This is a genomic window from Mesorhizobium sp. M1312 (genome assembly GCF_040318115.1).
Classification (GTDB): domain Bacteria; phylum Pseudomonadota; class Alphaproteobacteria; order Rhizobiales; family Rhizobiaceae; genus Mesorhizobium.
Genome location: NZ_JAMYLQ010000002.1, coordinates 79,538 through 101,357, shown reverse-complemented (window position 1 = coordinate 101,357; position 21,820 = coordinate 79,538). Strand labels below are relative to the sequence as shown.

Here is a 21,820-nt window from a genome sequence, read left to right as displayed (position 1 = left end):
GCGGCGGTGCGCGAATGCGTGCGTGGAGCAAGGCGTGACGACAAATTTCGATGACCTGCTCGGACGTTTCCATGCCTATCTCGCGACGTTCGATGATGCGCTGGTGCGCGATGCGGTGGCCCGGATCGGCTGGGCTATGCCGGCGCGTCCGCTCGAGCCGCGTCCGCTCGCCTGCCTGCGCCAGCTCGACCGTATCGTCGAGCTCGCTCCGGCAAACGCTAAGCCACTGGTGCGGCTGCTTGCGGAGCGTCGCGGCGATCTGCGCTGGGGCCAGACCTATAGTGAGGCGGATTTCGGCAAGACGTTCATCGACAATTACGGCTGGCTGGAAGTCTTCGGCACGCGCGGCCATTTCGTCAACGACGAGGTCGCGGCCGGTCTGCTGATCCTTGGACCTGATATCGTCTATCCCGACCATCATCATGTCGCCGAGGAGATCTACATTCCGTTGACCGGCGGCACCGAATGGCGCACGGGCGAAGGCGGTTTTCGCAGGCGCGAGGCGGGTGAGGTGATCCACCACGCCTCTGATGTCAGCCACGCCATGCGCACCGGCAAGGAGCCGCTCTTGGCGCTCTACATCTGGCGCGGCGGGCCGCTGGCGGCGAAATCCACGATCACCGGCACCGTTTCACAGGGCAGGAATTAATGGCCAAGGCGATCATGCTGCAGGGCACCGGCTCCGATGTCGGCAAGACGGTGCTGGTCGCGGGCCTGTGCCGCGCGGCAAGGAACCGTGGGCTGAAGGTACGGCCGTTCAAGCCGCAGAACATGTCGAACAACGCAGCCGTCGCCGACATTCCGGGCGACAACTCCGGCGGCGAGATTGGCCGCGCCCAATGGCTGCAGGCGATCGCCTGTGGCGTTGCGCCCTCCGTCCACATGAACCCGGTGCTGCTCAAGCCGCAGACCGATGTCGGCGCGCAAGTTGTGGTGCAGGGCAAGGTGTTCGGCGAGGCGCGGGCACGCGACTACCAGGCGCTGAAAGGCCGGCTGATGGATGCCGTGCTGGACTCATGGGCAAAGGTCGGCGAGGGCGCCGATCTCGTCATCGTCGAGGGCGCCGGCTCGCCGGCCGAGATCAATCTCAGAAGCCGCGACATTGCCAATATGGGCTTCGCCACGCGCGCCAATGTGCCGGTCATCCTCGTCGGCGACATCGATCGCGGCGGCGTCATCGCCTCGGTCGCCGGCACCCATCTGATCTTACCGGAAGAGGACCGCCGCATGATCGTCGGCTATCTCATCAACAAGTTCCGCGGCGATGTCTCGCTGTTCGATGACGGCATCAAGGCGATCGAGGCATTCACCGGCTGGCGCTGCTTCGGCGTCGTGCCGTGGCTGAAGGCGGCGGCGCGGTTGCCCTCGGAAGATTCGGTGGTGCTCGAACGCCTGGTATCCGGCGAAAAGCGAGCGCTGAAGATCGCCGTGCCGATGCTTTCGCGCATCGCGAATTTCGACGATCTAGACCCGCTCAAGGCCGAGCCTCAGGTCGAGGTTGTCTTTGTGCCGCCCGGCCAGCACCTCCCCGAAGATGCCGGGCTGGTGATCATTCCCGGCTCAAAGTCGACGATCGGCGATCTCCTGGGATTCCGGGAGAATGGCTGGGATCGCGACCTTGTCGCCCACCGCAAGCGCGGCGGCCACGTCGTCGGCATTTGCGGCGGGTTCCAGATGCTCGGCCGCGTCGTGCGCGATCCCGACGGCATCGAGGGCAGTGTTACCGAGACTAAAGGGCTTGGCCTGCTCGACGTTGAGACGGTGATGGAGCCGGAAAAGACGGTGCGCAATGTCAGCGCGCACTCGGTGCAGTTCGACCTGCCGCTCGAAGGTTATGAGATCCATCTCGGCCGCACCACCGGTCCGGACACGCTGCGGCCGTCCGCCGTCATCAACGGCGTCGATGACGGCGCCATCTCCGCCGACGGCAAGGTGTCGGGCACCTATTTGCACGGGCTGTTTTCCGCCGACGCTTTTCGGGCGAAATTCCTGGAAAATCTCGGCGTCAAAGGCGGCGGCATTGATTATCGCGCCGAGGTCGAACGGGCACTCGACGAGGTCGCAGCCGAGCTGGAAACCCACCTCGACTGTGACGCCATCTTTGGTCTCGCGCGTTAGCTGGCGGGCTCGGCGGCCTTCGGCCAGTAGGTGCCGAACGACCAGACATTGCCTTCCGGATCGCGGCAGATGAATTCGCGGCTGCCATAATCGCGGTCGGTGAGCTCTTCCAGTATTTCGGCGCCGGCCTTTTTTGCTCTGGCATAAGCGGCATCGGCATCGTCGACGGCAACGTAGATCGATCTGCCGCCACCCGGGCCCGGTGCACCGATCATCTGGCCAAACTTGTCGTCGCGTGCAGTGCCCAGCATGATCATCGAGGAGCCGAAAGTAAGTTCGGCGTGATGGACAATGTCGCCTTCGCCGTAGCGGGCATGAACGGCAAAGCCAAAGGCTTCACCCAGCCAGGCGATCATCTTGGCGGCATTGCGGTAGCGCAAGGTCGGATAGAGCCTGGGCGGTTCGACTGACATGGTCATGGCGATCTCCTTCAATTGGATTGTCGATAACCCAGTCTGGGCGAAGGCTGTTCGCGCGGCTTGAAGAAATGTTACCACGCGCGCACCCATGGGCGTCGCAAGAGGCGTTTCAGATCCTATGCCTGAGCGGCAAGCGTCGTCGGCGTTTCGCCGGCAAGGTCGCGGAATTCGCGAACAAGATGCGCCTGGTCGGCATAGCCGCAATCGGCGGCGATATCGGCCCAATCGGATTTGTGCTGCCTTGAAAGACCGAGCGCCCGGTTGAAGCGGACGATGCGCGACAGCGTCTTGGGGCCGACCCCGATCGCGCTGGAGAATTTTCCTGCGAGGTGTTTGCGGCTCCAGCCCAGCCTGTCGGCGAGCGACGACACGCGAATGCGGCCGCCCGAGATGACGATCCGTTCATAGGCCCAAGCGATTTCAGCCTGCGTTTCCCGGGCTTCGGCCAGCCGTGTCGCGACGAACGTCTCGACGATGGCAAAGCGTGCGCGCCAGTCGCGCGCATTGCCAAGCCTTTCGCGCAGCATGATGCCTTCAAGTCCGAGCACATCGTCCAGGCCGACCATGCGGTCGGTCAGTTCGCTCATCGGAAGGCCGAAGAAACGTCGGGCGCCGAGCGGGGTGAAATTGACCTGGACGCAGCAGGCGCCGCCGAAGGATTCGATCACCACCGGACCGGCAAAAAGGCCGGCGGCGAAACTGGCGAAGCGGTCGTTGTCGCCCGGATCCTTGCCGAGTCCGATGGCGAAGGGTTCGGCAAAGCTGATGACCAGCGGCACGGTCAGCGATGCATATTCGACGTTGCGGAAACGGCCCGGTGCCGTTTCGCGATAGAAGCAGATGTCGGTGACCGCGCCCCGGAGGCAATGGCCAGGCGCACGCCGCACCATCTCGAACCGGTCGAGGCCGGGATTTTCATGTCGGCTGCCGTCTTCGCTCTCGGCGGGCATGAGCTTTCCTTCCGCCCAAGGAGTCTAACAGACCAGCCCTCAAAATCAAAAGCGCCCGGCGTGTGGCCGGGCGCTCCGAGTTGCCTGAGATTTGAATAGTTAAGCGCCGCGAACCAAGCAGCCGCCAGCAAGCACAATATAAGCGATGAGGACGATCCACACCGCGGCCAAGGGAATGAACGCAAAAACGCCGAGAGCGGCGAGAAGGCCGATGATGGCGATAACAAGGGATATGATGAAAACAAGCTGCGTAGGCGCACTGAGATTCATGTGTGGCTCCTCCGACATGATTCGTACAACCGCATAGTATCAGTCGCGCCGTTCACATACCAATCAGCGTGCGCAGCGGGTTCGCCGGATCGGCCAGCAGCTTGATGGCCAGCGCCAGGCAGACGATCACCAGCAGCGGCTTGATCAGTTTTGCGCCATTGCGGATGGCGAGGCTGGCGCCGACACGGGCGCCGAGAAACTGGGCGACACCCATCATCGGGCCGATCTTCCAGTAGACGACCCCGGCAGCAGCGAAGACGATGAAGCCGCCGATGTTGGAGGCGAAGTTGAGCAGCTCGGTATGCGCCGTCCCCTTGAGCACGCCGTAGCCGGCAAGGGTGACCAAGGCGAGCATGTAGAAGGAACCGGCCCCCGGCCCGAACAGGCCGTCATAGAAGCCGACAATCGGCACCAGGATCAGCCCGAACAGGAAAGGCGACAGGCGCCGGGCGCGGTCGACGTCGCCCATGTTTGGCTTGAGGGCGAAGAAAAGGGCGATGGCGATCAGCAGGACCGGCAGAAGAGCCCGCAACAGGTCGCCCGGCACGAATGTCGCCAGCAAGGCGCCGAGAGCACTGCCGGCGAGCGCCAACAGGGCCGAAGGCAATTGCCGGCGCAAATCGACATGGCCCTTCGCGGCGTAGTGGATGGTCGCCGAGCCGGAGCCGAACATGCCCTGCAGCTTGTTGGTTCCCAGCGCCTCGACCGGCGAGAAGCCCGCCAGCAACAGTGCTGGAATGGTGATCAAGCCGCCGCCGCCGGCGTTCGAATCGACGAGGCCGGCAGCGAAGGCGGCGGCGCCGAGGATCACGACGGTCTGGGGGCGAGATCGACCATCGGATGGTTGCGGGAGGGGGTTCCAGCCAGCGCGAAAATATGGCGCGTTCGAACCACAGCCGACCCGTTTGCGCAAGACCGATTCCGCGCTACCTATGCCAAGCGCGCCGCGACGCGCTTGGCTCTTTTGTTTATGCATGTCGTTATCTCAAAACCGCTGCGCACTTTTGAGCGACATGCATTTGACGAATCGGAAAGGAACGCTGATGGCATTCGCATTGCTTGACCAGATACGCTCGATCTTCGACGGCGACCCCGGCGTGCGCAAGGTTGCGGACGATCCTGTGCTGTCGGCGGAACTGCTCATGCTGTTTCGCATGATCCTCGCCGACGGCACGGTCAGCGAGAGCGAAATGGCCGCCTTCAGGCGCATCTGCCGGGAAGCCTTCGGCATTCCGGAAGCCAGCATCGACAGCGTCATCGAATATCTCAACGACTTCGGCTACGAGACCAACAGCTCGCAAGCCATCGCGCAGTTCCGTGACCTTGACGTCGAGAGGCGCAGCCGGCTTGCCCGCCATATGGCCGAGATCGCCAAGGCCGATTCGCAACTTGCCGGGACCGAGATGCAGCTCTTGCGCCGCACGCTCGACTTGCTCGACATCAGCCCGGCTGATGTGGTGAAGGCCGAAGAGTAAGCCTCTCTGAACGGTCGGCTGTTCACCCCTGTTCCTGTAACCGCCGAGCAATCGCGCGGTGCAGGTCTGGGGCGGCAGCGACCAGCGCCTTCGCGGCTTCGGACTGCGGATGGTCGAGAACCTCGCTCGTCCTGCCGCGCTCGACGATCCTGCCGTCATGCATGATCATCACCTGGTCGGTGATGGCGCGGGCAACGGTCAGATCGTGGGTGATGAACAGATAGGCAACACCAAGCTTCTGATTGAGCTCGGCGAACAGGTCGAGAATCTGGGCGCGGATCGAGACGTCGAGCGCCGAGACCGGCTCGTCGGCGACGACCAGTTTGGGGCGGGTGATGATGGCGCGGGCGATCGACAGGCGCTGGCGCTGGCCGCCCGAAAATTCGTGCGGATATTTATCCATGTCGCGTGGGCTGAGACCGACCTCGTGCAAGGCCTTTGCCACCATCTCGCGCCGCTCCGCATTCGTCGGCTTCTTCTCCAGCACATGCAGCGGCTCGGCGACCAGTTTTTCGACCTTCTGGCGCGGATCAAAGGAGCCGTAAGGGTCCTGGAACACCACCTGCATGTCGCGGCGCGCCGGCTTGAGCTCGGCCTCGCTCTTGCCGGTGATGACCTGGCCGCGAAACCGGATCGTTCCCGATGTCGGCCCGTCCAGCGCCAACACCATGCGGGCAAGCGTGGACTTGCCGCAGCCGGAACGCCCGACCAGCGCCACAGACTGCCCGGCATCAATCGAGAACGAGACATCGTCGACGGCGCGGATCGACGCCGCGTGCCTCAACAGCGATGTGCGACGTCCCGGATAGTCCCGCGTCACGCTCTCTACCCGAAGAAGAGGCTTGGCCACCTGAAGAAGAGGTTTGGCAGCCTGGAGCTGGGGGTTGTCTTGGCCGACCTCGTGCGTCCTGGCAAGCGCCGGCACATGCATCGAGGCCTGCGCCAGTTGTCGGGTGTAGGGATGAAGCTGTTCTGACAAAGTGCGCGCCGTGTCGCCGGTCTCCATCACCTCACCGTGGCGCAGGATGGTGATGCGGTCCGCCATCTCGGTCACCACGGCGAGGTCGTGCGAGATCAAGAGCAGGCCCATGCGATTTTCTGCGACCAGATCGCGCAACAGGTCGAGGGTCTGCGCCTGCAGCACGACGTCGAGCGCCGTCGTCGGTTCGTCGGCGATCAGCAGCTTGGGCTTCAGTGCGCAGGCAATGGCGATGACGACGCGCTGGCGCTGGCCGCCGGAAAGCTCGTGCGGATAGCGCGACAGCGGGAATTTGGCTGAGGGCAGGCCGACCCGGTCGAGCATTTTTCGCGCGCGGTCCTCGGCGTCGGCGCGGCTTGCCCTGGTGTGCCAGCGTATGCCTTCGGCGACCTGCTCGCCAATGGTCTTGACCGGGTTGAGCGCCGTCATCGGCTCCTGGAAAACCATGCCGATATCATCGCCGCGCAGCGCGCACATCTGGTCTTCGCTGGCCGCCAGGATGTCGATGCCGTCGAAGACGACGCGCCCGGTGGCGCGCGCCGCCCAGGGCAGAAGCCGCATCACGGTCAGCGCCGTTATCGACTTGCCCGAGCCGGATTCGCCGACCAGCCCCATCACCTCGCCGGGGGCGACGGAGAGGTCGACATCCCTCAGGATCGGCGTGTCGCCGATGCTCAGCGAAAGGTTCTCGATTTCGAGCAGGCTCATCGCTGCCGCCGCGACCGGGGATCGAGGATGTCGGCAATGCCGTCGCCGAGCAGGTTCAGGCCAAGCACGGTGATTGCGATCGCCATGCCTGGAAAGATCGCCATCCACGGCGCCGCCACCATGCGGGTCTGCGCATCGAACAGCATCCGGCCCCAGCTCGGCATTGGCGGCTGTGTGCCGAGCCCGACATAGGAAAGCCCGGCTTCGGCCAGGATGCCGAGCGCGAACTGGATGGTGCCTTGCACCAGGAGCAAAGTAACGATGTTGGGCAGCACATGCTCCAGCGTGATCAGCGTCTTGCCTTTGCCGGCGGCGCGCGCGGCGAGGATGAATTCGCGCGGCCATATCGCCAGTGCGCCGGCCCGGGCGACGCGGGCGAAGACCGGGATGTTGAAGATGCCGATGGCGATGATGGCGTTGAGCGCGCCCGGCCCGAAGATGGCGGTGATCATGATCGCCGAGAGCAGGGCAGGGAAGGCGAAGACGAGATCGTTCAGCCGCATCACCGCTTCGTCGAAGATGCCGCCACGCGCGGCGGCGAAGGCGCCGAGCGGCACGCCGACACCCATGCCGATGCCGACAGCGACCAGCGCCACGGCGATCGAGTTGCGGGCGCCGATCATGATCATCGACAGTATGTCGCGGCCGAAATGGTCGGTGCCGAACCAGTGCGCCGGCGAGGGTGCTTGGGTCTTGTCGGCGATGATCAGCCTGGTGACGTCAAAAGGCGTCCAGAAGAACGAGACGATGGCGACCGCCGCCACCAATGCGGTGATGACGAAGCCGGTGAGAAACGAGCGGTTGGTGAACGCCTTGACGAGAATGTCGGCAAAATTTTCCTCGGGGATGTCGAAGCGCAGCGTCATTGGCGGCTTCTCAGGCGTGGATCGACGACCGCATAGGAGAGATCGACGAGCAGGTTGACCGCGATGACGGCGGCAACCAGCAGCATGACGACGCTTTCGACGACGATCAGGTCGCGCTGGGTGATCGCCTGGAATACCAGCCGGCCGAGGCCGGGCAGGTAAAAGACGTTCTCGATGATGATGGTGCCGGCGAGCAGGAAGGCGAACTGCAGGCCGAGAATGGTGAGCACCGGGATCATGGCGTTGCGCAGCGCGTGCCGCCACAGAACCGCGCGATAAGGCAGGCCCTTGGCGCGGGCGGTGCGGATATAGTCCTCGTTCAGCACTTCGATCAGCGCCGAGCGGGTGACGCGGGCGAGGATCGCCGCTTGCGGCAGAGCGAGCGCGATCGCCGGCAGGAACAGCGATTTCAGCGCCGGCCAGACGCCGGCGCTCCAACCGGGAAAACCGCCTGATGGCACCAGCCGCAGCCAAACCGCAAACAGGTAGATCAGCATCAGTGCGAACCAGAAGTTCGGTACGGCGACGCCAAGCTGGGCGGCGCCCATCGCGATCGTGTCGCCGGCCCGCCCGTGCCGGCCGGCGGAAAACAGCCCGACCGGAATGGCAATGATGGTGGACAGCGCCAGCGCAATCAGCGCCAGCGGCAGCGAGACGACGACGCGCTCGCCGACCAGGTCGATGACCGGCACCGAATAGGTGTAGGAACGGCCGAAATCGAGGCTCAGCAAGCCGCCGGCCCAGTGCAGATAGCGCAGAGCAAGAGGCGCGTTGAGGCCCATCTGGTTGCGCAGCAGCTCGACCTGGTCGGCGCTTGCGTTCAGGCCAAGCATCAACCGCGCCGGGTCGCCGGGAATGATCTCCAGCACGGCAAAGACGACCATGGAGGCCAGAACCAGGGTGACGAGGGCGATGGCGAGACGCTTGAGGAGATAGACGGTCATGGGGGGAGGACCGCAGGTCCGCTCAGCGCGACAACTGGATGAAGGTCGCGTTCCCGCCAACCCCCCTCTGTCCTGCCCACTTTGCCGCCACTTGGCATCTCCCCCGCAAGGGGGGAGATTGCGCGCTCAGCCGCTTTCGCCAATTTTGAACGTGGTAGGAGAGGCGTGCCGCCGAAACTGCCGATCTCCCCCCTTGCGGGGGAGATGGCCGGCAGGCCAGAGGGGGGTGGGCGGGAATGCAAGCTTCGCCCCTTACTCCGTCCACTTCACCTTGGTCAAATCATTGGCCTGGATCGGCGCATTTTCCCAAAAGCCCTCGAGCTTGGCGTCCCAGACGCCGGCCTTCGGCAGTTCGTAGAGGAAGCCGACCACGGCATCGTCGGCCAGTATCTTCTGCGCCTCGCCGAGCAGCGTCACGCGCTTGGCCTCATCGGAGGTGAGGTTCAGATCGGCGATGATCTTGTCGAAGGTCGGATTGTCGTAGTTGAAGTAATAATCCTTGCGCGAATAGATATCGATGTCGTTGGGCTCGGTGTGGGAGACTATGGTCAGGTCGTAGTCCTTCTTGGTGAAGACCTGGTCCAGCCACTGCGCCCATTCCACGGGCACGATTTCCAGCTGGATGCCGACGTCGCGAAGCTGCGACGCGATGATCTCGCCGCCAAGCCGCGCATAGGAAGGCGGCGGCAGTTTCAGCGTCGCCTTGAAGCCGTTCTCCAGGCCGGCTTCCTGCAAGAGTTCCCTGGCCTTCTCGACATTGTGCGGATAGAGGCCGGTGAGGTCGACATAGGCCTTGTTGGCGGGTGACATGTGCGAGCCGATCGGCACGCCCAAACCGGCCGAGGCGCCGTCGATGATCGCCTTGCGGTCGAGCGCAAACGAGATCGCCCGCCTGACCTGCAGCTTGTCGAAAGGCGGCTTCTTGTTGTTGATCGCAAGGATGGTTTCGCCCTCGGTGGAGCCGATCGCCACCTTGAAGCGCGGATCGCCCTGGACCTGGGCGACACTGTCGGGGTCAAAGAAAGGGAAGGCCTGAACATCGCCGGAAAGCAGCGCCGGCACCGCGGCTGCGGCATCGGGAACGATGCGGAATTCCGCCTTGTCGAGGGAGACCGGGGCACCCCAGTAAGTGTCGGACTTGATTAGCGTAATCGACGAGCCCTTGGCCCAGTTCTGGAACCTGAACGGCCCGGTGCCGACCGGCTTTTCCTTGTTGGTGTCGGCTGTCTCCGGCGCGACGATGACCGCGTCGCCCCAGCTCATATTGTAGAGGAACGAACTTTGCGGGTTCTTCAGCGTGATCCTGACCGTCGCCGGATCGGCCACCTCAACCGTATCGATGGCGGCGAACAGGCCCTTTTGTGCGTTGACGGAGTTGTCGGCACGGGCGCGGTCGAGCGAGAATTTCACGTCGTCGGCATTGAAGTCGGTGCCGTCATGGAATTTGACGCCGGTATGCAGCTTGAAGGTGTAGACCTTGCCGTCGTCGGAAATCGTCCAGCTTTCGGCGAGATCCGGCATCACCTCGCCGTTCGGACCGATGCGGGTCAGCCCCTCGAACACATTGGCGTAAAGCACTTCATCAATTGCTGCCGCAGCACCCGCGGTCGGATCGAGATGCGGAGGTTCGAGCGTGATGCCGATGACCAGATCGGTCCGTGCGGCAAACGCCGAGGCGCCAGTGGCCAGCACCAGGCCCGCAGCGGTGAGAATGGTTTTCCACAATTTCATCGTGCAGCTCCCGCTATGCTCAAAAAAAATCCTCAAAACCGGATGGATAGAAGCGTGATTTCGCCGAGGAGTAAATTGTGTTTCGTGCTATCCGGCAGCGCCGGCAGGAATGTTTTTCCGCCCATCACCGACTACTGAGCGCCCGCGCCCCTAAGCAGCACGTTGAGCCCGATGGCCATCACCTTGGCCGATTCGACCATGTCGGATATCCCAACCCATTCGTCGGGCCTGTGGGCGAGGTCGAGAATGCCTGGGCCATAGGCGATGCAGTCGTAGATGTGGCCGATGCGGGCAATGTGCTTCTGGTCGTAGGTGCCGGGTGAAATCACGTAGTCGGGCTCGCGGTCGAATATCGCCATGATGCCTTGCGCCACCGCCTTGACCACCGGCGCATCGCGCTCGGTCATCAGCGGCAGCACCTCCATGAGATCGCGGATCTCGTAGTCGAATTTCCTGCGCTCGCGCTTCAGCTGGTCGAGGATATCAGTCACCTCGCTTTTGACCGTGCCGAGGTCCTCTTCGAGCAGGAAGCGCCGGTCGATGGTCAGCCGGCAGGAATCCGGCACGTTGGGCGAGGGCAGGCCGGGCCGGAAATCCTCGGTCTGACCGCCATGGATCGAGTTGATGTTCATGGTCGAGCGCTTTGCCCCCTCGGGCACGACCGGCATGCGCGTCACCTTGCGGTCGAGCGCCGGGAACAGCTCGTCCTCGAAAGCGCTTAGCACGGCGCCCATATGGCGCACCGCGTTGTCGCCGAGGAATGGCATCGAGCCGTGCGCGATCTCGCCCTTGGTCTCGATCTCCGCCCACCACACGCCGCGATGGCCAAGGCAGATGCGGTCCTTGTTCAACGGCTCGGGTATGATGACGTGGTCGACCTTCGGCTTGGAGAAGTAGCCGAGCTTGGCCAGATGGGCGACGCCGCCAAAGCCGCCGGACTCCTCGTCGACCGTGCCCGATATTTCGATGGCGCCCGGAAAATCGGGGAAGACCTCCATGAAGGCTTCGACGGCGACGATCGACGAGGCCAAGCCGCCCTTCATGTCGCAGGCGCCGCGGCCATATACCTTGCCATCCCTGACAATGCCGGCGAAGGGATCGAGGCTCCAGCCGTCGCCGGGTTCGACCACGTCGATATGCGAGTTGAAATGCACGCAGGCGCCGGGCGAGCGACCATCGAAGCGGGCGACGACATTGACGCGCGGGTAGCGATCGGTATCGCCGGGCGTGCCTTCGGCGCGGATGAATTCGACTTTGAAACCGCGCTTCTTCAGCCGCGCCCCGACGTATTCGGCGCATGGCCGGTAAGCTTCGCCGGGCGGATTGATGGTCGGGAAGCGGATCAGGTCGGCGGTCAGCGCGACCAGGTCGTCGACCCGATTATCGACCGCTTTCAGGAGCCGTTCACTCATTTCGTTCATTCGGCGAATTGAGCAGCCAACGATGCGTTTTGGCAAGCCTGTTGGCGGGTCGCGCCCTATTTACGTGGTTACGTGTCGTTACGGCAACTATCGCGGGAAGTCGTTCAAATTCGCTGCTTTGGATTGGTGAATTCGTCAGAGGTGTGGAGGTACCTCATTCACTTGCGATTAAAAGGATGAAGAATTGCGTGAAGGCAGGCAAGGGCAGTCAAAGGGGATTGATCGCATGAAAAAAACCGTTCTCATGGCAGCGGCACTGGCAACGATGCTGCTCGGTTCTTCGGTCGAGGGCTGGACAGCCAAGCTGGTTGCAAGGATCGACGTGTCATCGCAGACAATGACTGTAAGATACGGTCAGGCGGTTTACCGATGGCGCGTATCCACGGCGCGCAAAGGTTATGTCACGCCGCGCGGCAGCTACCGGCCGCAACGAACGGCACGGATGTGGTATTCGCGCAAATACGACATGTCGCCGATGCCGCATTCGGTGTTCTACCGCGGCGGCTACGCCATCCATGGCACGGGCGCGGTGAAATCTCTCGGGCGCCCGGCGTCGCATGGCTGCGTGCGGCTGCATCCCGCCAATGCCGCCGCCTTTTATTCGATGGTGCGGCAAGCCGGCTTCCGCAACACGCGGATCGTCGTGACCAACTAACTGTGGCTCGCTGCAAGCTCGCGGCCCTACAAGAAGTCAGAACGGGCCCCATGTGAATTGACGCCGACTTTCCGCTCTGAACCAATTCGTCGGTGAAAGTGGGAGCGCTATTTACGTGGGCAAGCTTTGGGCAGAATATACGGGGTGGGAGGAAGCATTCGGAATCCCTGAATAATGCGCCTGAACGGCTTCCGACCGTTGGTTGCAAGGGAGGAAAATCATGAAACGTATTTTCTCGCTCGCGGCGTGTACCGCGGCGTTATCGCTCGGCGTATCGAACGCCTACGCACAATCGGGCGGCGTCGATAAGGCGGTCGGCGGCTACAGCTTCGAAGAAGCCGCAAAGGAGGCCCCCGGTACCAAGGACTTCCATTCGGCCGATGGTCACCTCACTTTCGCTATCGTGACACACACTGCCGGCAATGGTTTCTTCGATCCGGTCTACGTCGGCGCGACCGTCGCCGGCAACCTGATCGGCGCCAAGGTCCTGCTGCTCGGCTCGGAATCGCCGACCGACGACCCTGCCCGCGAGATCGAAATCCTGAACCAGATCGTGCAGGATCCGACGATCGACGGGCTGATCATGACAACGCCCCAGGTCGGCGCCTATAACGACATCGTCAAGGCCGCCGAGGCGAAGGGCATACCGGTCGCTACGACCAATTCCTTTGACGGCACGCTCCTCAACCGCAGCGGCATCGGCCACACCGGCCAGGACGCCTCCGCAGCCGCAATCGCCGGCGAGGCGCTCGTCAAGTGCCTCGCGGACAAGGGTATCGAGAAGGGTTCGATCGTCCTGCCGTCGTCGACCGCAATGGGCAACATCGAGGTGAACAACCGCGTCACTTCGGCTTTCAACGCCATCGTCAAAGGCTTGAAGGATGCCGGCAAGCTTGATGCCTTCAAGGTCGACGCGGGTCCGGAGAACACCGGTATCGACACCAATCCGAATGACCCGGTGAACGGCATCGTGACGCTTTTCGAATCGCGCGGCGACGTCGTTGGCGCGTTCGCCGGCAATAACGTGTTCACGCCGGCGCTTGCCAAGGCCGTCGCTCAGACCGGACTGACCGGCAAGATCTGCGCCTACGGTTTCGACCTCGGCCCGGCCCAGCAGGATGCGATGAAGAGCGGCGATCTGACCGGCGCGCTCGGGCAACAGCCCTTCTTGCAGGGCTTCTGGCCGGTCATGCAGCTCTATCTGGAGATCGATCGCGGTATTGCGGCGTCCAACCTCGACACACGCGCCCAACTGGTGACGAAGGAGACCGTCGAGAACGTCGGCAAGCGCTTCGAGAACTGAGTCCGCTCAGAACGTCTGAATCATTGCGGGAGGGCGCAGGCTCTCCCGCAATGCGGCAGCAGGGAAATCGACCAGAAGAGACCATGGCGCTTACCGCGACCACACCGCTCGGCCGTGCGCCGTCCCAGATTGTCGGCGGCTGGGAGGTGGGGCTCGTTGCCTTGCTTTTGCTGCTCTATCTCGGCGGCGCTCTCGTCAATCCCGCGTTCTTCGGCTCAACAGGGGCGTTTCACTCGCTGCTCCGTGACACCTCGCGGGTTGCCATCATCGCGGTCGGAGTGACCTTCGTCATCGTCAACAAGGACCTCGATCTTTCGGTCGGTTCCACTTACGGCCTAGTCGCCGTCGTCTTCGCCAGGCTGTTCGCGCCGAGTTTTCTTGACCTCGGCATCGTCCCCTCGGTAGTCCTCTGCCTGCTGCTCGGCACGGTGATCGGGCTGATCAACGGCGTGCTCGTCACCATCCTGAAGGTGCCGGCGTTCATCGCCACGCTCACCATCCTCTTCATCGGCCGCGGCTTCGTGCTGGCGCTCACTCACGGCCAGGCGATCTACTATCCTGCCAAGGCGACCGGCTATCCGCTTTTTTTTCACCTCGGCGAGACCAACCTCCTCGGCTTCAACAACCAGATCGTGATCTTCGTCGTTGTCGCCGTGATCGGCGCCTATGTGCTCGCCAAGACGCGCTGGGGCTACGAGACCTTCGCCACCGGCGGCAACGAGCAGGCGGCGTCCTATGCCGGCATCCCGACCAACTGGGTGCGCATCCGAGCCTACCTGATCTCCTCGCTCTGCGCGGCGCTAGCCGGCCTGATGTCAGCTGCCCAGGACAAGGGCGTGACGCCCCTCTACGGCGTCAGCGGTGAGCTGACCGTCATTGCCGCCGTGATCATCGGCGGTGCCTCGATCCTCGGCGGCCGCGGCCGGGTCGCCGGATCCTGCCTTGGCGCCCTGCTGGTGGTGCTGCTCGACAAGGTGTTGCGCGAGGGCTGGCCGATCACGCGCACCATCAAGATCGGCGACGAGGAGATCACGGTCAACGCCGTTTTCTCGCTGCCGGTCGGCGCGGTGCCGGTGTTCCTTGGGCTGCTGCTCGTCGTCGCGGTGCTCATCGAGCCCTATCTCATCCGCCGTCAGATGGCAGGGCGCCTTTGGGCCTGGCTCCGCGGCCGGCCGCCGCCACCGGCCTACGAGATCGGCGGCGTTGCGATCGAGGGAGTGCAGACCAAGGGGGCAATGGCGACCGACATGGCGCTGTCGGCCACCGGGTTCGGCAAGTTCCTCGCCCGGCGCGACGCGCTCGCCATCATCCTGACCGTGCTCCTGTGGCTGACCGGCCTCGCGCTCCGGCCGGACTACTGGTGGAACCTGTCCAATAGCTTCGCGATCCTGCTCAACTACACCGAGCTTGCGCTGATCACCATCGGGCTCACCTACGTCATCGCCGCCGGCGATATCGACCTCTCCGTCGGGGCGGTGCTCGCCCTCGCCGGCAGCACCGCCGCCTATTTTCTCAAGGTCCTTGGCGCCGACCCCGTGACCGCCGTGGCGATGGGCCTGCTCGCGGGCATGTGCGCCGGCCTCGTCAACGCGATCTTCACCGTCGGCTTCAAGCTGCCGGCCTTCATCGCCACGCTCGGCATGTTCTACATCGCCCGCGGCCTCGCCGCCTGGTTCGTCGCCGGGCAGCAGCTTACCGGCTGGCCCGAGGGCTACAACCTGCTTGGCCGCAAGGTGAACGACATCCTGCTGCACTACCGCATCTCGCTGCCGGACGGGCTGCTGCGCTCGATCGCCGAGGTGGTGAGCGTCCAGACGATCTGGATGCTATTCGTCGCCCTCGTTGCCGGCGTCGTGCTCGCCTACATGCCGTTCGGGCAGAAGGTCTATGCGACTGGCGGCAACATTCGCGCCGCCGCTTATGCCGGAATCAACACCAACCGGGTGCGTTTTCTCGCGCTTATGCTGGCGGCGCTCTGCGCGACAATGGCCGGGATCATCAACGTCGCCTACTTCCGCAGCTTCAACCCGGTGGCCGGCCAGTTCCGCGAGCTCGACGCCATCGCTTCGGTGATCATCGGCGGCGGTTCGATCTTCGGCGGCTACGGCACCGTGATCGGGGCGCTCGCCGGGGCGGCGGTGATCACCCTGATCCGGGCGCTGCTGCAGCTCAACGTCCAGGGCTTCACCATGCCGCAGCACTGGATCAACGTCTTCATCGGCGGCATCCTGATTGTGGCGGTGCTGATCGACATCTGGGTGCGCCAGGCCAACATCTTCGGCCGCCTGCGGGCGCGCCTCGCGCGGCGCACAAGAACGGCGGAGACCACCCATGCGTGACCCGACCACGCCTGCACCGATCGTAGAAATGCGGGGCATCGAAAAAGCCTTCGGTGCGGTGCAGGCGCTCCGCAACGTCGACCTCGTGCTCTATCCCGGCGAGATCCTGGGCCTCGTCGGCGACAACTCGGCCGGCAAATCGACGCTGATGAAGATCCTGACCGGCGCCTACCAGCGCGACGCCGGCGAGGTTTTCGTCGCCGGGCAGCCGGTGCACTTCAAGAGCCCGCACGAAAGCCGCGACGCCGGCATCGAGATGATCTACCAGGATTTCGCTCTTTGCGGGAATATGGACGTCGGTCAAAACATTTTTCTTGGCCGTTGGCCGCGCAGCGGCCTTTTCGTCAATCGGCGAAAAATGTACGCGGAAGCCGACAGCGTGCTGAAGCGGCTCAAGGTCGACGTGAACTCCGTCTATCAAAAGGTCGAGAGCCTGTCGGGCGGCCGCCAGCAATCTGTGGCGATTGCCCGCGCAATCTCCTTCCAGCCCCGCGTGGTGATCCTCGACGAGCCGACCGCCAATCTCTCGGTGATGGCGACCGAGCGGCTGCTCGAGACCATGCTGGAACTGAAAAAGCAGGGCGTTGCCCAGATCATCATCTCCCACCGCCTCGTTGACATCTTCGCTGTGGGCGACCGCGTGATGGTGCTGAAACGCGGCGAGAACGTCGGCGATCGTTACATCAAAAACACCGACGAGCATGAGGTCCTGGAGATCATCGTCTCCGGCACGCGAGAGCACGCACTTACGGCCGATGAGGCGAGACTTTGACCGGTCAGGTTCACTTTTCTCCTGGCGTGGCTGTCAAACACCCTTTCATTTCGGACGTGCCAACTTGCCGCGCCGTAAGACCGAAACTTGAAACAAGGTGTCAGGCCACCATCGAGCGATCCGGCCGAAACAAAAAACCGCCTCAGCGGGCGGGTCGTTGGCGCAGATCAACATTATGCATAAATTCCTAGCATAACTGCCGTCACCTGTCAAGTCGAAACTACCCACGGTTGCAGGGCAATCGCTTCACGCCTGCGCTGCCTCTCATTGTCCTGCCGCTCAGGCGGCTTCGCCGCGCTGTCTCGCCCGTTGACGCTTTCTGCGCGGGCCGCTGATCTCCCACCTTTTGTGAAACCACATCCACTGCCCGGGATCCTCGCGCACCCAGCGCTCGACCACGTCGTTGAGCAGCTGGGTGGTGCCGTGGACGTCGACACTGCCGCCGGCGGTGCGCGGCAAGTTCAGCTTGTCCTCGATCTCGAGCCGGAAGCGGTTGCCCGGCAAGCGCACGCAGCGCGCCGGATAGACATCGCAGTCATAGTGCCGCGCCAGAGTGCCCAAAACCCGGTTGCTCTCGCATGGGCGGCCGAAGAATGTCGTTTCGAGCCCGCTCGAGAATTTCTGGTCGACGAGCACGCCGATATTGCCGCCTTTCTCCAGAATGGCCGCCAGCGCGAATGAAGCACCGGTCGAGGAGGGCAGAAGCGAGCCCATGGTCGAGCGGCGCGTCGAGAGGATGTAGTCGGCAAGGTAAGGGTTGTTGGGCGGACGAAACAGCGCCGTGATGTTCATGCCGAAAGTGGCTGCCGCCACCGGAAGCAGTTCGAAATTGCCGAGATGCCCGGTGAAGATGATATGCGGCTTCCGTTCCTCGGCGATATGCACGAAGTGCTCGACCCCCTTGACCTCGACGCGGCCTGGTTTCGTCGCGGCGGGATCGTAATCGAACAGGGCGTCGAGAAAAATGTATTCCGCGGCGAGGCGGGCCATGTTGCCCCACATGTCGGACGCGATGGCCTGGATCTCGCTGTCGCTCTTCTGGGGATAGGCGTTGCGCAGATTGGCGATGGCGACGTTGTGGCGTCCCACCCACGGACCAATGCGGCGGGCGGCGCGGTCGGCGAAATTGAGCGCGCTGTCGACTGGCAGCAGACGCAGCACCCAGATCATTGTCATCGCAAGGCGCGCAAGCAGCCAGTAGTTGAACTGGCGCAGCCGCCGGCCGTGGCGGAACGCCAAGTCCCGGCGGAGCTTCTTGAAGGCGTTGCCGACCATTCCTAGCCCATGATGTTTTTAGACAGCAACATCACGGTCAGCCGACGCGCAGGATGATCTTGCCGAACACGTCACGGCCTTCCATGCGCTTCAGCGCGGCCTCGATGTCGCCGAAGCCGACTTCGGTGTCGATAACCGGAGAAACCAGCCCTGCCGCCATTTTCTGCATGGCGTCTGCCATGTTTTCCATGCGGCAACCGAAGGAGCCGAGCAGCTTCAGCTGCTGCTGGAACAATTGCATCAGATTGATCTGTGTCGACACGCCCGAAGTCGAGCCGCAGGTCACCAGGCGGCCGCCGCGTTTCAGGCACAGCATAGAGGCGGCAAAGGTGTCGGCGCCGACATGCTCGAAGACGACGTCGACGCCCTTCTTCTTCGTCAGCTTGCGCACGACGCCTTCGAAACGGTCTTCGCGATAGTTGATGACATGGTCGGCGCCAAGCGCCTTCGCCTTGTCGATCTTGTCGTTCGAGCCAACCGTGGTGATCACGGTGCAGCCCATTTTCCTGGCGAGCTGGATCGCGGCGGAGCCGATGCCCGAGCCGCCGGCATGGATGAGGATGATTTCGCCGGGCTGCAGCTTGGCATTGTCGAACAGCATGTGTTCGACCGTGCCGAAGGTGACGGGCGCGACGGCCGCGCCAATGTCCGTCACGCCGGGAGGGGCAGGGACCAGCAAGCGCGCCGGCAGGTTTATCTTCTCTTGCGCAAAGCCATCGAGATGAAAGCCGTGAACGCCCGAGACATGTTCGCAGAGATTGTCGCGGCCTTCGCGGCAGGCACGGCAAAGCCCGCAGGTGCGCGCACCGTAGATCGAGACCAGCTGCCCGGGTACAAGGCTGGAAACGCCGGGGCCGACCGCCTCGACCTCACCGGAGGCTTCGGCGCCGACGACCAGCGGCAGCTTGCGCTTGGCGAAGGCCATGCCGCGCCAGCCCCAGACGTCGATATGATTGAGCGCCACGGCCTTGATGCGCAGCGTCACTTCGCCCAGTGCAGGCTGCGGCGGAGGCGGCAGGTCCACCGTTTCAAGGCGGCGATCCTCGATAAGTTGCAATGCGCGCATTGAGCCTGTCGGTTCTGTTGAGCGGGAAAAGGCTCGCTTAGACTGGTTCCCGCGCCATGACAAGGCAGGTATTCTGGCCGCCGAAGCCGAAGGAGTTCGACAGCACCGTGCCGACCTCGGCGTTGCGCTTCTGGTTAGGCACCACGTCGAGCACGATCGCCGGATCGGGATTGTCGTAATTGATGGTCGGCGGGATGACGCTTTCGCGCATGGTCATCAGCGAAAACGCGGCCTCGACGGCGCCGGCCGCCGACAGCGTATGGCCGATCATCGACTTGTTCGACGAGATCGGCATCGAGCCGATCCGCTCGCCGAACACGGTCGACAGCGACAGGTGCTCCATCTTGTCGTTTTCCGGCGTCGATGTGCCATGGGCGTTGACATAATCGATCTCGTCTTCGCTGAGGCCTGCATCGGCGAGGGCGGCGCGAACGGCGGCGATCGCCGGCGAACCGTCCGGCTTCGAGCGGGTGCGGTGGAAATCGTCGGCCTTCTCGCCGCAGCCGCGCAGGATGCCGAGGACGGTCGCGCCGCGGGCCAATGCGGCCTCCAGCGATTCCAGCACAAGCGCGCCCGAGCCTTCGGCCAGCACGAAGCCGTCGCGGTCCTTGGAGAACGGCTTGGACGCCTTTTCGGGGATGTCGTTGTGCGTGGAGAGTGCGGAAAGCAGCGAGAAACGGATCAGCGCCTCGGCCGTTGCCGAGCCGTCGGCGCCGATCGACAGCGCCCTGTCGCATTCGCCGCGGCGGATCGCCTCGACGCCGAGCTGGATCGAGGTAGCGCCCGAGGCGCAGGCCGTCGACAGCGTGATCGGCAGGCCGCGCGTCCCAAAGCGGTCGGCGAGCCGGTCGGCGATCGAACCGAACTGGGTGGTCTCGAAGACGTCGAGTTCCTTCAAGCCGCGCGCCACCCGAAGCAGCCGTTCGGCGCCGATGTCGTGCTTGTCGGAATTGTAGAGCGAAAAGCGCTCGCTCCAGTCGAGTTCGACCGGCGGCGAGGCGAGGAAAAGCGGCCCGCCGAAATCGCCCGAATTAAGGCCGGCTTCGGCCACGGCTTCCTGCGCGGCGATCTCGGCGAGATCGTAGGTAAGAAGGCTGGCGCCCTTGGAGCTCGACGGCAGGAAATCGACCATGCCGGAGATGCGGGTGTTCAGATGGTCAACCGGAAAGCGGGTGATCGGATGGATGCCGGACTTGCCCGCGGTGAGCGCTGCCCAATTATCGGCCTTGCCGACGCCCAGCGACGTCACCACGCCGATACCGGTGACGGCGACGATCGGCCTGCCCATGTGGTCGTTCAGATTGGCCATATTTTTATCCCTGACACCCTCTAGGCGGCGTTGACCAACGCCAAGCCCTCGAATTGGTGATAGCCGATCGCCGTTGCAAGGACGGTCCTGGGAACGCTGTCGAACGGTTTCTCGGTGGCGGCATCGAAGGCCGGGTAGGCGGCCTTGCGTTCGACAGCCAGTGCCGCCAGCGCCACGGCGAAGGGAAACTGCGCTTCCTTCATGTGGCCGGTCAGGGTCGAAAAGCCGCGCGCGGCAATCGCCGGATTGGCGTCGAGCGCCGATTTCTCGGCAGCGGTAGCGGTATGGGCACCCGAAGCGCCCGAAATCGTCAGCAACTCGCCGTTCGGCAATGCCGCCTGCCTGAGCAGCGCGGCAATCTCGGCATCGAGTTCGCCCTGCCGGCGTTTTGCGCGTCCGGATATGACCGGGCCGAGTTCGGCATAGATCTTTCGCCCGCGGCTGATCGCATGTTCGCGCTGTTCCAGGACGAGAAACGCGCCGCCGGATCCAGTCACCACGCCGCCACCTTCCAAGCCCTGTCTCTGCCAGACCGGTCTCCAGGGGCCGCGATGCAGGTAGCCGGCCAGTTCATAGCCAAGCAGCATGTCGGAATGCTCGGTCTGGAAGGCGCCGCCGACCAGTATGTGCGTCGATTGCCCGGAGCGGATGCGCGCGGCGGCTGTCTCGACGGCGGCGACGCCGGCACCTTCCTCCCCCATGAAGGTGCGCGACGAGCCGGTCACCTTGTGGACGATCGAGATGTTGCCGGCGAGCAGGTTGGAAAGCTGCGCCAGAAACAGCGTCGGCCGCAATTCGGTGGTCAGCTTCTCGTTGAGCAGCACGTCGCGGTCGTTGCGGCTTTCGGACGCGGCGAGAATGTCGGCGTCGACCGCCTCGTCGCGCTCGCCGCCGCCGGCAGCCACCACCATGTCCATGGTCGTGCAGAGATCGTCATTGCCCTTGATGCCGGCATCGTCGAGCGCCATGCCGGCGGCGTAGGTGCCGAGCCGCTGCCAGGTTTCCATCTGCCGCTGGTCGCCACGCTTGGCGATCTGAAGGTTCCAGTCGATCTCCGGCAGCGGGTGGACGGTGTAGGGCGAGAAGCGCGCGGCTTCGAGCACCGGTTCCAGGCCGGGCTGGACGAGTTTGCGCCAATGCGCATCCGGACCTTCGCCCAGCGAAGAGACAAGGCCGATGCCTGATATGACGACGTGGTGGGGGCTCATGGGCGAGGGTTC

The 21,820-nt window shown here is 63.7% G+C and carries 20 protein-coding genes; 7 read left to right on the top strand and 13 right to left on the bottom strand.

Annotated features, from left to right (window positions below; translation table 11 throughout):
• Nucleotides 1-34: 34 nt before the first annotated feature.
• Both NKH36_RS03220 and NKH36_RS03215 read left to right on the top strand, forming a co-directional pair.
• Complete coding sequence (locus tag NKH36_RS03220) at nt 35-649, top strand: dimethylsulfonioproprionate lyase family protein (RefSeq protein WP_352959980.1); 615 nt, start codon at nt 35-37, stop codon at nt 647-649.
• On the top strand, nt 649-2,118 hold the full coding sequence (locus tag NKH36_RS03215; protein ID WP_352959978.1) for a cobyric acid synthase: 1,470 nt from the start codon (nt 649-651) through the stop codon (nt 2,116-2,118). Before NKH36_RS03220 ends, NKH36_RS03215 begins: the two co-directional genes overlap by 1 nt.
• Here NKH36_RS03215 and NKH36_RS03210 read toward each other — a convergent pair.
• The 4 genes from NKH36_RS03210 to NKH36_RS03195 form a co-directional block, all read right to left on the bottom strand.
• The gene (locus NKH36_RS03210; protein WP_352959976.1) at nt 2,115-2,537 is read right to left on the bottom strand and encodes a VOC family protein; all 423 of its coding nucleotides are present in this window, start codon (nt 2,535-2,537) and stop codon (nt 2,115-2,117) included. The two genes, NKH36_RS03215 and NKH36_RS03210, sit on opposite strands and share 4 nt — an antisense overlap.
• Before the next feature lie 116 nt (nt 2,538-2,653).
• Nucleotides 2,654-3,487, bottom strand: a complete 834-nt coding sequence (locus NKH36_RS03205; RefSeq protein WP_352959974.1) for a helix-turn-helix domain-containing protein — start codon at nt 3,485-3,487, stop codon at nt 2,654-2,656.
• 99 nt (nt 3,488-3,586) lie between these two features.
• Nucleotides 3,587-3,757 carry a hypothetical protein gene (locus NKH36_RS03200; RefSeq protein WP_084831397.1) on the bottom strand — a complete coding sequence of 57 codons (171 nt, stop codon included), beginning with the start codon at nt 3,755-3,757 and terminating at the stop codon, nt 3,587-3,589.
• Between the two features lie 52 nt (nt 3,758-3,809).
• Nucleotides 3,810-4,568, bottom strand: coding sequence for a TSUP family transporter (locus NKH36_RS03195; protein WP_502911951.1), 759 nt, complete (start codon nt 4,566-4,568; stop codon nt 3,810-3,812).
• A 232-nt stretch (nt 4,569-4,800) separates the two neighbouring features.
• Between NKH36_RS03195 and NKH36_RS03190 the strand changes: the two genes are divergently transcribed.
• Nucleotides 4,801-5,232: a TerB family tellurite resistance protein gene (locus tag NKH36_RS03190; RefSeq protein WP_352959971.1), complete on the top strand. Its 432-nt coding sequence runs from the start codon at nt 4,801-4,803 to the stop codon at nt 5,230-5,232.
• A 22-nt stretch (nt 5,233-5,254) separates the two neighbouring features.
• Here NKH36_RS03190 and NKH36_RS03185 read toward each other — a convergent pair whose 3' ends face one another.
• The 5 genes from NKH36_RS03185 to NKH36_RS03165 form a co-directional block, all read right to left on the bottom strand.
• Complete coding sequence (locus NKH36_RS03185) at nt 5,255-6,919, bottom strand: ABC transporter ATP-binding protein (protein WP_352959969.1); 1,665 nt, start codon at nt 6,917-6,919, stop codon at nt 5,255-5,257.
• Nucleotides 6,916-7,785: an ABC transporter permease gene (locus NKH36_RS03180; protein ID WP_352959967.1), complete on the bottom strand. Its 870-nt coding sequence runs from the start codon at nt 7,783-7,785 to the stop codon at nt 6,916-6,918. Before NKH36_RS03180 ends, NKH36_RS03185 begins: the two co-directional genes overlap by 4 nt.
• The gene (locus NKH36_RS03175; RefSeq protein WP_352959965.1) at nt 7,782-8,729 is read right to left on the bottom strand and encodes an ABC transporter permease; all 948 of its coding nucleotides are present in this window, start codon (nt 8,727-8,729) and stop codon (nt 7,782-7,784) included. Before NKH36_RS03175 ends, NKH36_RS03180 begins: the two co-directional genes overlap by 4 nt.
• Nucleotides 8,730-8,981: 252 nt before the next feature.
• The gene (locus NKH36_RS03170; protein WP_352959963.1) at nt 8,982-10,460 is read right to left on the bottom strand and encodes an ABC transporter substrate-binding protein; all 1,479 of its coding nucleotides are present in this window, start codon (nt 10,458-10,460) and stop codon (nt 8,982-8,984) included.
• A gap of 131 nt (nt 10,461-10,591) precedes the next feature.
• Complete coding sequence (locus tag NKH36_RS03165) at nt 10,592-11,872, bottom strand: acetylornithine deacetylase/succinyl-diaminopimelate desuccinylase family protein (protein WP_352959961.1); 1,281 nt, start codon at nt 11,870-11,872, stop codon at nt 10,592-10,594.
• Between the two features lie 235 nt (nt 11,873-12,107).
• Here NKH36_RS03165 and NKH36_RS03160 point away from each other — a divergent pair, with 235 nt between their 5' ends.
• The 4 genes from NKH36_RS03160 (at nt 12,108) to NKH36_RS03145 (ending at nt 16,950) form a co-directional block, all read left to right on the top strand.
• The gene (locus tag NKH36_RS03160; protein ID WP_352959959.1) at nt 12,108-12,536 is read left to right on the top strand and encodes a L,D-transpeptidase; all 429 of its coding nucleotides are present in this window, start codon (nt 12,108-12,110) and stop codon (nt 12,534-12,536) included.
• Nucleotides 12,537-12,756: 220 nt separating this feature from the next.
• Nucleotides 12,757-13,839 carry a substrate-binding domain-containing protein gene (locus tag NKH36_RS03155; RefSeq protein ID WP_352959957.1) on the top strand — a complete coding sequence of 361 codons (1,083 nt, stop codon included), beginning with the start codon at nt 12,757-12,759 and terminating at the stop codon, nt 13,837-13,839.
• 83 nt (nt 13,840-13,922) lie between these two features.
• Nucleotides 13,923-16,178, top strand: coding sequence for an ABC transporter permease (locus NKH36_RS03150; RefSeq protein ID WP_352959955.1), 2,256 nt, complete (start codon nt 13,923-13,925; stop codon nt 16,176-16,178).
• On the top strand, nt 16,171-16,950 hold the full coding sequence (locus tag NKH36_RS03145) for an ATP-binding cassette domain-containing protein (protein ID WP_352959953.1): 780 nt from the start codon (nt 16,171-16,173) through the stop codon (nt 16,948-16,950). Before NKH36_RS03150 ends, NKH36_RS03145 begins: the two co-directional genes overlap by 8 nt.
• A 279-nt stretch (nt 16,951-17,229) precedes the next feature.
• Here NKH36_RS03145 and NKH36_RS03140 read toward each other — a convergent pair whose 3' ends face one another.
• From NKH36_RS03140 to NKH36_RS03125, 4 genes are read right to left on the bottom strand one after another with little or no spacing between them, the layout of a single operon-like run.
• Nucleotides 17,230-18,225, bottom strand: coding sequence for a lipid A biosynthesis lauroyl acyltransferase (locus tag NKH36_RS03140; protein WP_352959951.1), 996 nt, complete (start codon nt 18,223-18,225; stop codon nt 17,230-17,232).
• Nucleotides 18,226-18,262: 37 nt separating this feature from the next.
• Nucleotides 18,263-19,291: a zinc-binding dehydrogenase gene (locus tag NKH36_RS03135; RefSeq protein WP_352959949.1), complete on the bottom strand. Its 1,029-nt coding sequence runs from the start codon at nt 19,289-19,291 to the stop codon at nt 18,263-18,265.
• Between the two features lie 37 nt (nt 19,292-19,328).
• The gene (locus NKH36_RS03130) at nt 19,329-20,600 is read right to left on the bottom strand and encodes a beta-ketoacyl-ACP synthase (protein ID WP_352959947.1); all 1,272 of its coding nucleotides are present in this window, start codon (nt 20,598-20,600) and stop codon (nt 19,329-19,331) included.
• Between the two features lie 20 nt (nt 20,601-20,620).
• Nucleotides 20,621-21,808: a beta-ketoacyl-ACP synthase gene (locus NKH36_RS03125; RefSeq protein WP_352959945.1), complete on the bottom strand. Its 1,188-nt coding sequence runs from the start codon at nt 21,806-21,808 to the stop codon at nt 20,621-20,623.
• Nucleotides 21,809-21,820: the final 12 nt, after the last annotated feature.

Bases quoted from the DNA above. Each gene is read 5' to 3' on its own strand.
- NKH36_RS03215 (WP_352959978.1), top strand. From the start codon at position 649: ATGGCCAAGGCGATCATGCTGCAGGGCACCGGCTCCGATGTCGGCAAG.
- NKH36_RS03210 (WP_352959976.1), bottom strand. From the start codon at position 2,537: ATGACCATGTCAGTCGAACCGCCCAGGCTCTATCCGACCTTGCGCTAC.
- NKH36_RS03205 (WP_352959974.1), bottom strand. From the start codon at position 3,487: ATGCCCGCCGAGAGCGAAGACGGCAGCCGACATGAAAATCCCGGCCTC.
- NKH36_RS03200 (WP_084831397.1), bottom strand. From the start codon at position 3,757: ATGAATCTCAGTGCGCCTACGCAGCTTGTTTTCATCATATCCCTTGTT.
- NKH36_RS03190 (WP_352959971.1), top strand. From the start codon at position 4,801: ATGGCATTCGCATTGCTTGACCAGATACGCTCGATCTTCGACGGCGAC.
- NKH36_RS03185 (WP_352959969.1), bottom strand. From the start codon at position 6,919: ATGAGCCTGCTCGAAATCGAGAACCTTTCGCTGAGCATCGGCGACACG.
- NKH36_RS03180 (WP_352959967.1), bottom strand. From the start codon at position 7,785: ATGACGCTGCGCTTCGACATCCCCGAGGAAAATTTTGCCGACATTCTC.
- NKH36_RS03175 (WP_352959965.1), bottom strand. From the start codon at position 8,729: ATGACCGTCTATCTCCTCAAGCGTCTCGCCATCGCCCTCGTCACCCTG.
- NKH36_RS03170 (WP_352959963.1), bottom strand. From the start codon at position 10,460: ATGAAATTGTGGAAAACCATTCTCACCGCTGCGGGCCTGGTGCTGGCC.
- NKH36_RS03165 (WP_352959961.1), bottom strand. From the start codon at position 11,872: ATGAGTGAACGGCTCCTGAAAGCGGTCGATAATCGGGTCGACGACCTG.
- NKH36_RS03160 (WP_352959959.1), top strand. From the start codon at position 12,108: ATGAAAAAAACCGTTCTCATGGCAGCGGCACTGGCAACGATGCTGCTC.
- NKH36_RS03155 (WP_352959957.1), top strand. From the start codon at position 12,757: ATGAAACGTATTTTCTCGCTCGCGGCGTGTACCGCGGCGTTATCGCTC.
- NKH36_RS03150 (WP_352959955.1), top strand. From the start codon at position 13,923: ATGGCGCTTACCGCGACCACACCGCTCGGCCGTGCGCCGTCCCAGATT.
- NKH36_RS03145 (WP_352959953.1), top strand. From the start codon at position 16,171: ATGCGTGACCCGACCACGCCTGCACCGATCGTAGAAATGCGGGGCATC.
- NKH36_RS03140 (WP_352959951.1), bottom strand. From the start codon at position 18,225: ATGGTCGGCAACGCCTTCAAGAAGCTCCGCCGGGACTTGGCGTTCCGC.
- NKH36_RS03135 (WP_352959949.1), bottom strand. From the start codon at position 19,291: ATGCGCGCATTGCAACTTATCGAGGATCGCCGCCTTGAAACGGTGGAC.
- NKH36_RS03130 (WP_352959947.1), bottom strand. From the start codon at position 20,600: ATGGCCAATCTGAACGACCACATGGGCAGGCCGATCGTCGCCGTCACC.
- NKH36_RS03125 (WP_352959945.1), bottom strand. From the start codon at position 21,808: ATGAGCCCCCACCACGTCGTCATATCAGGCATCGGCCTTGTCTCTTCG.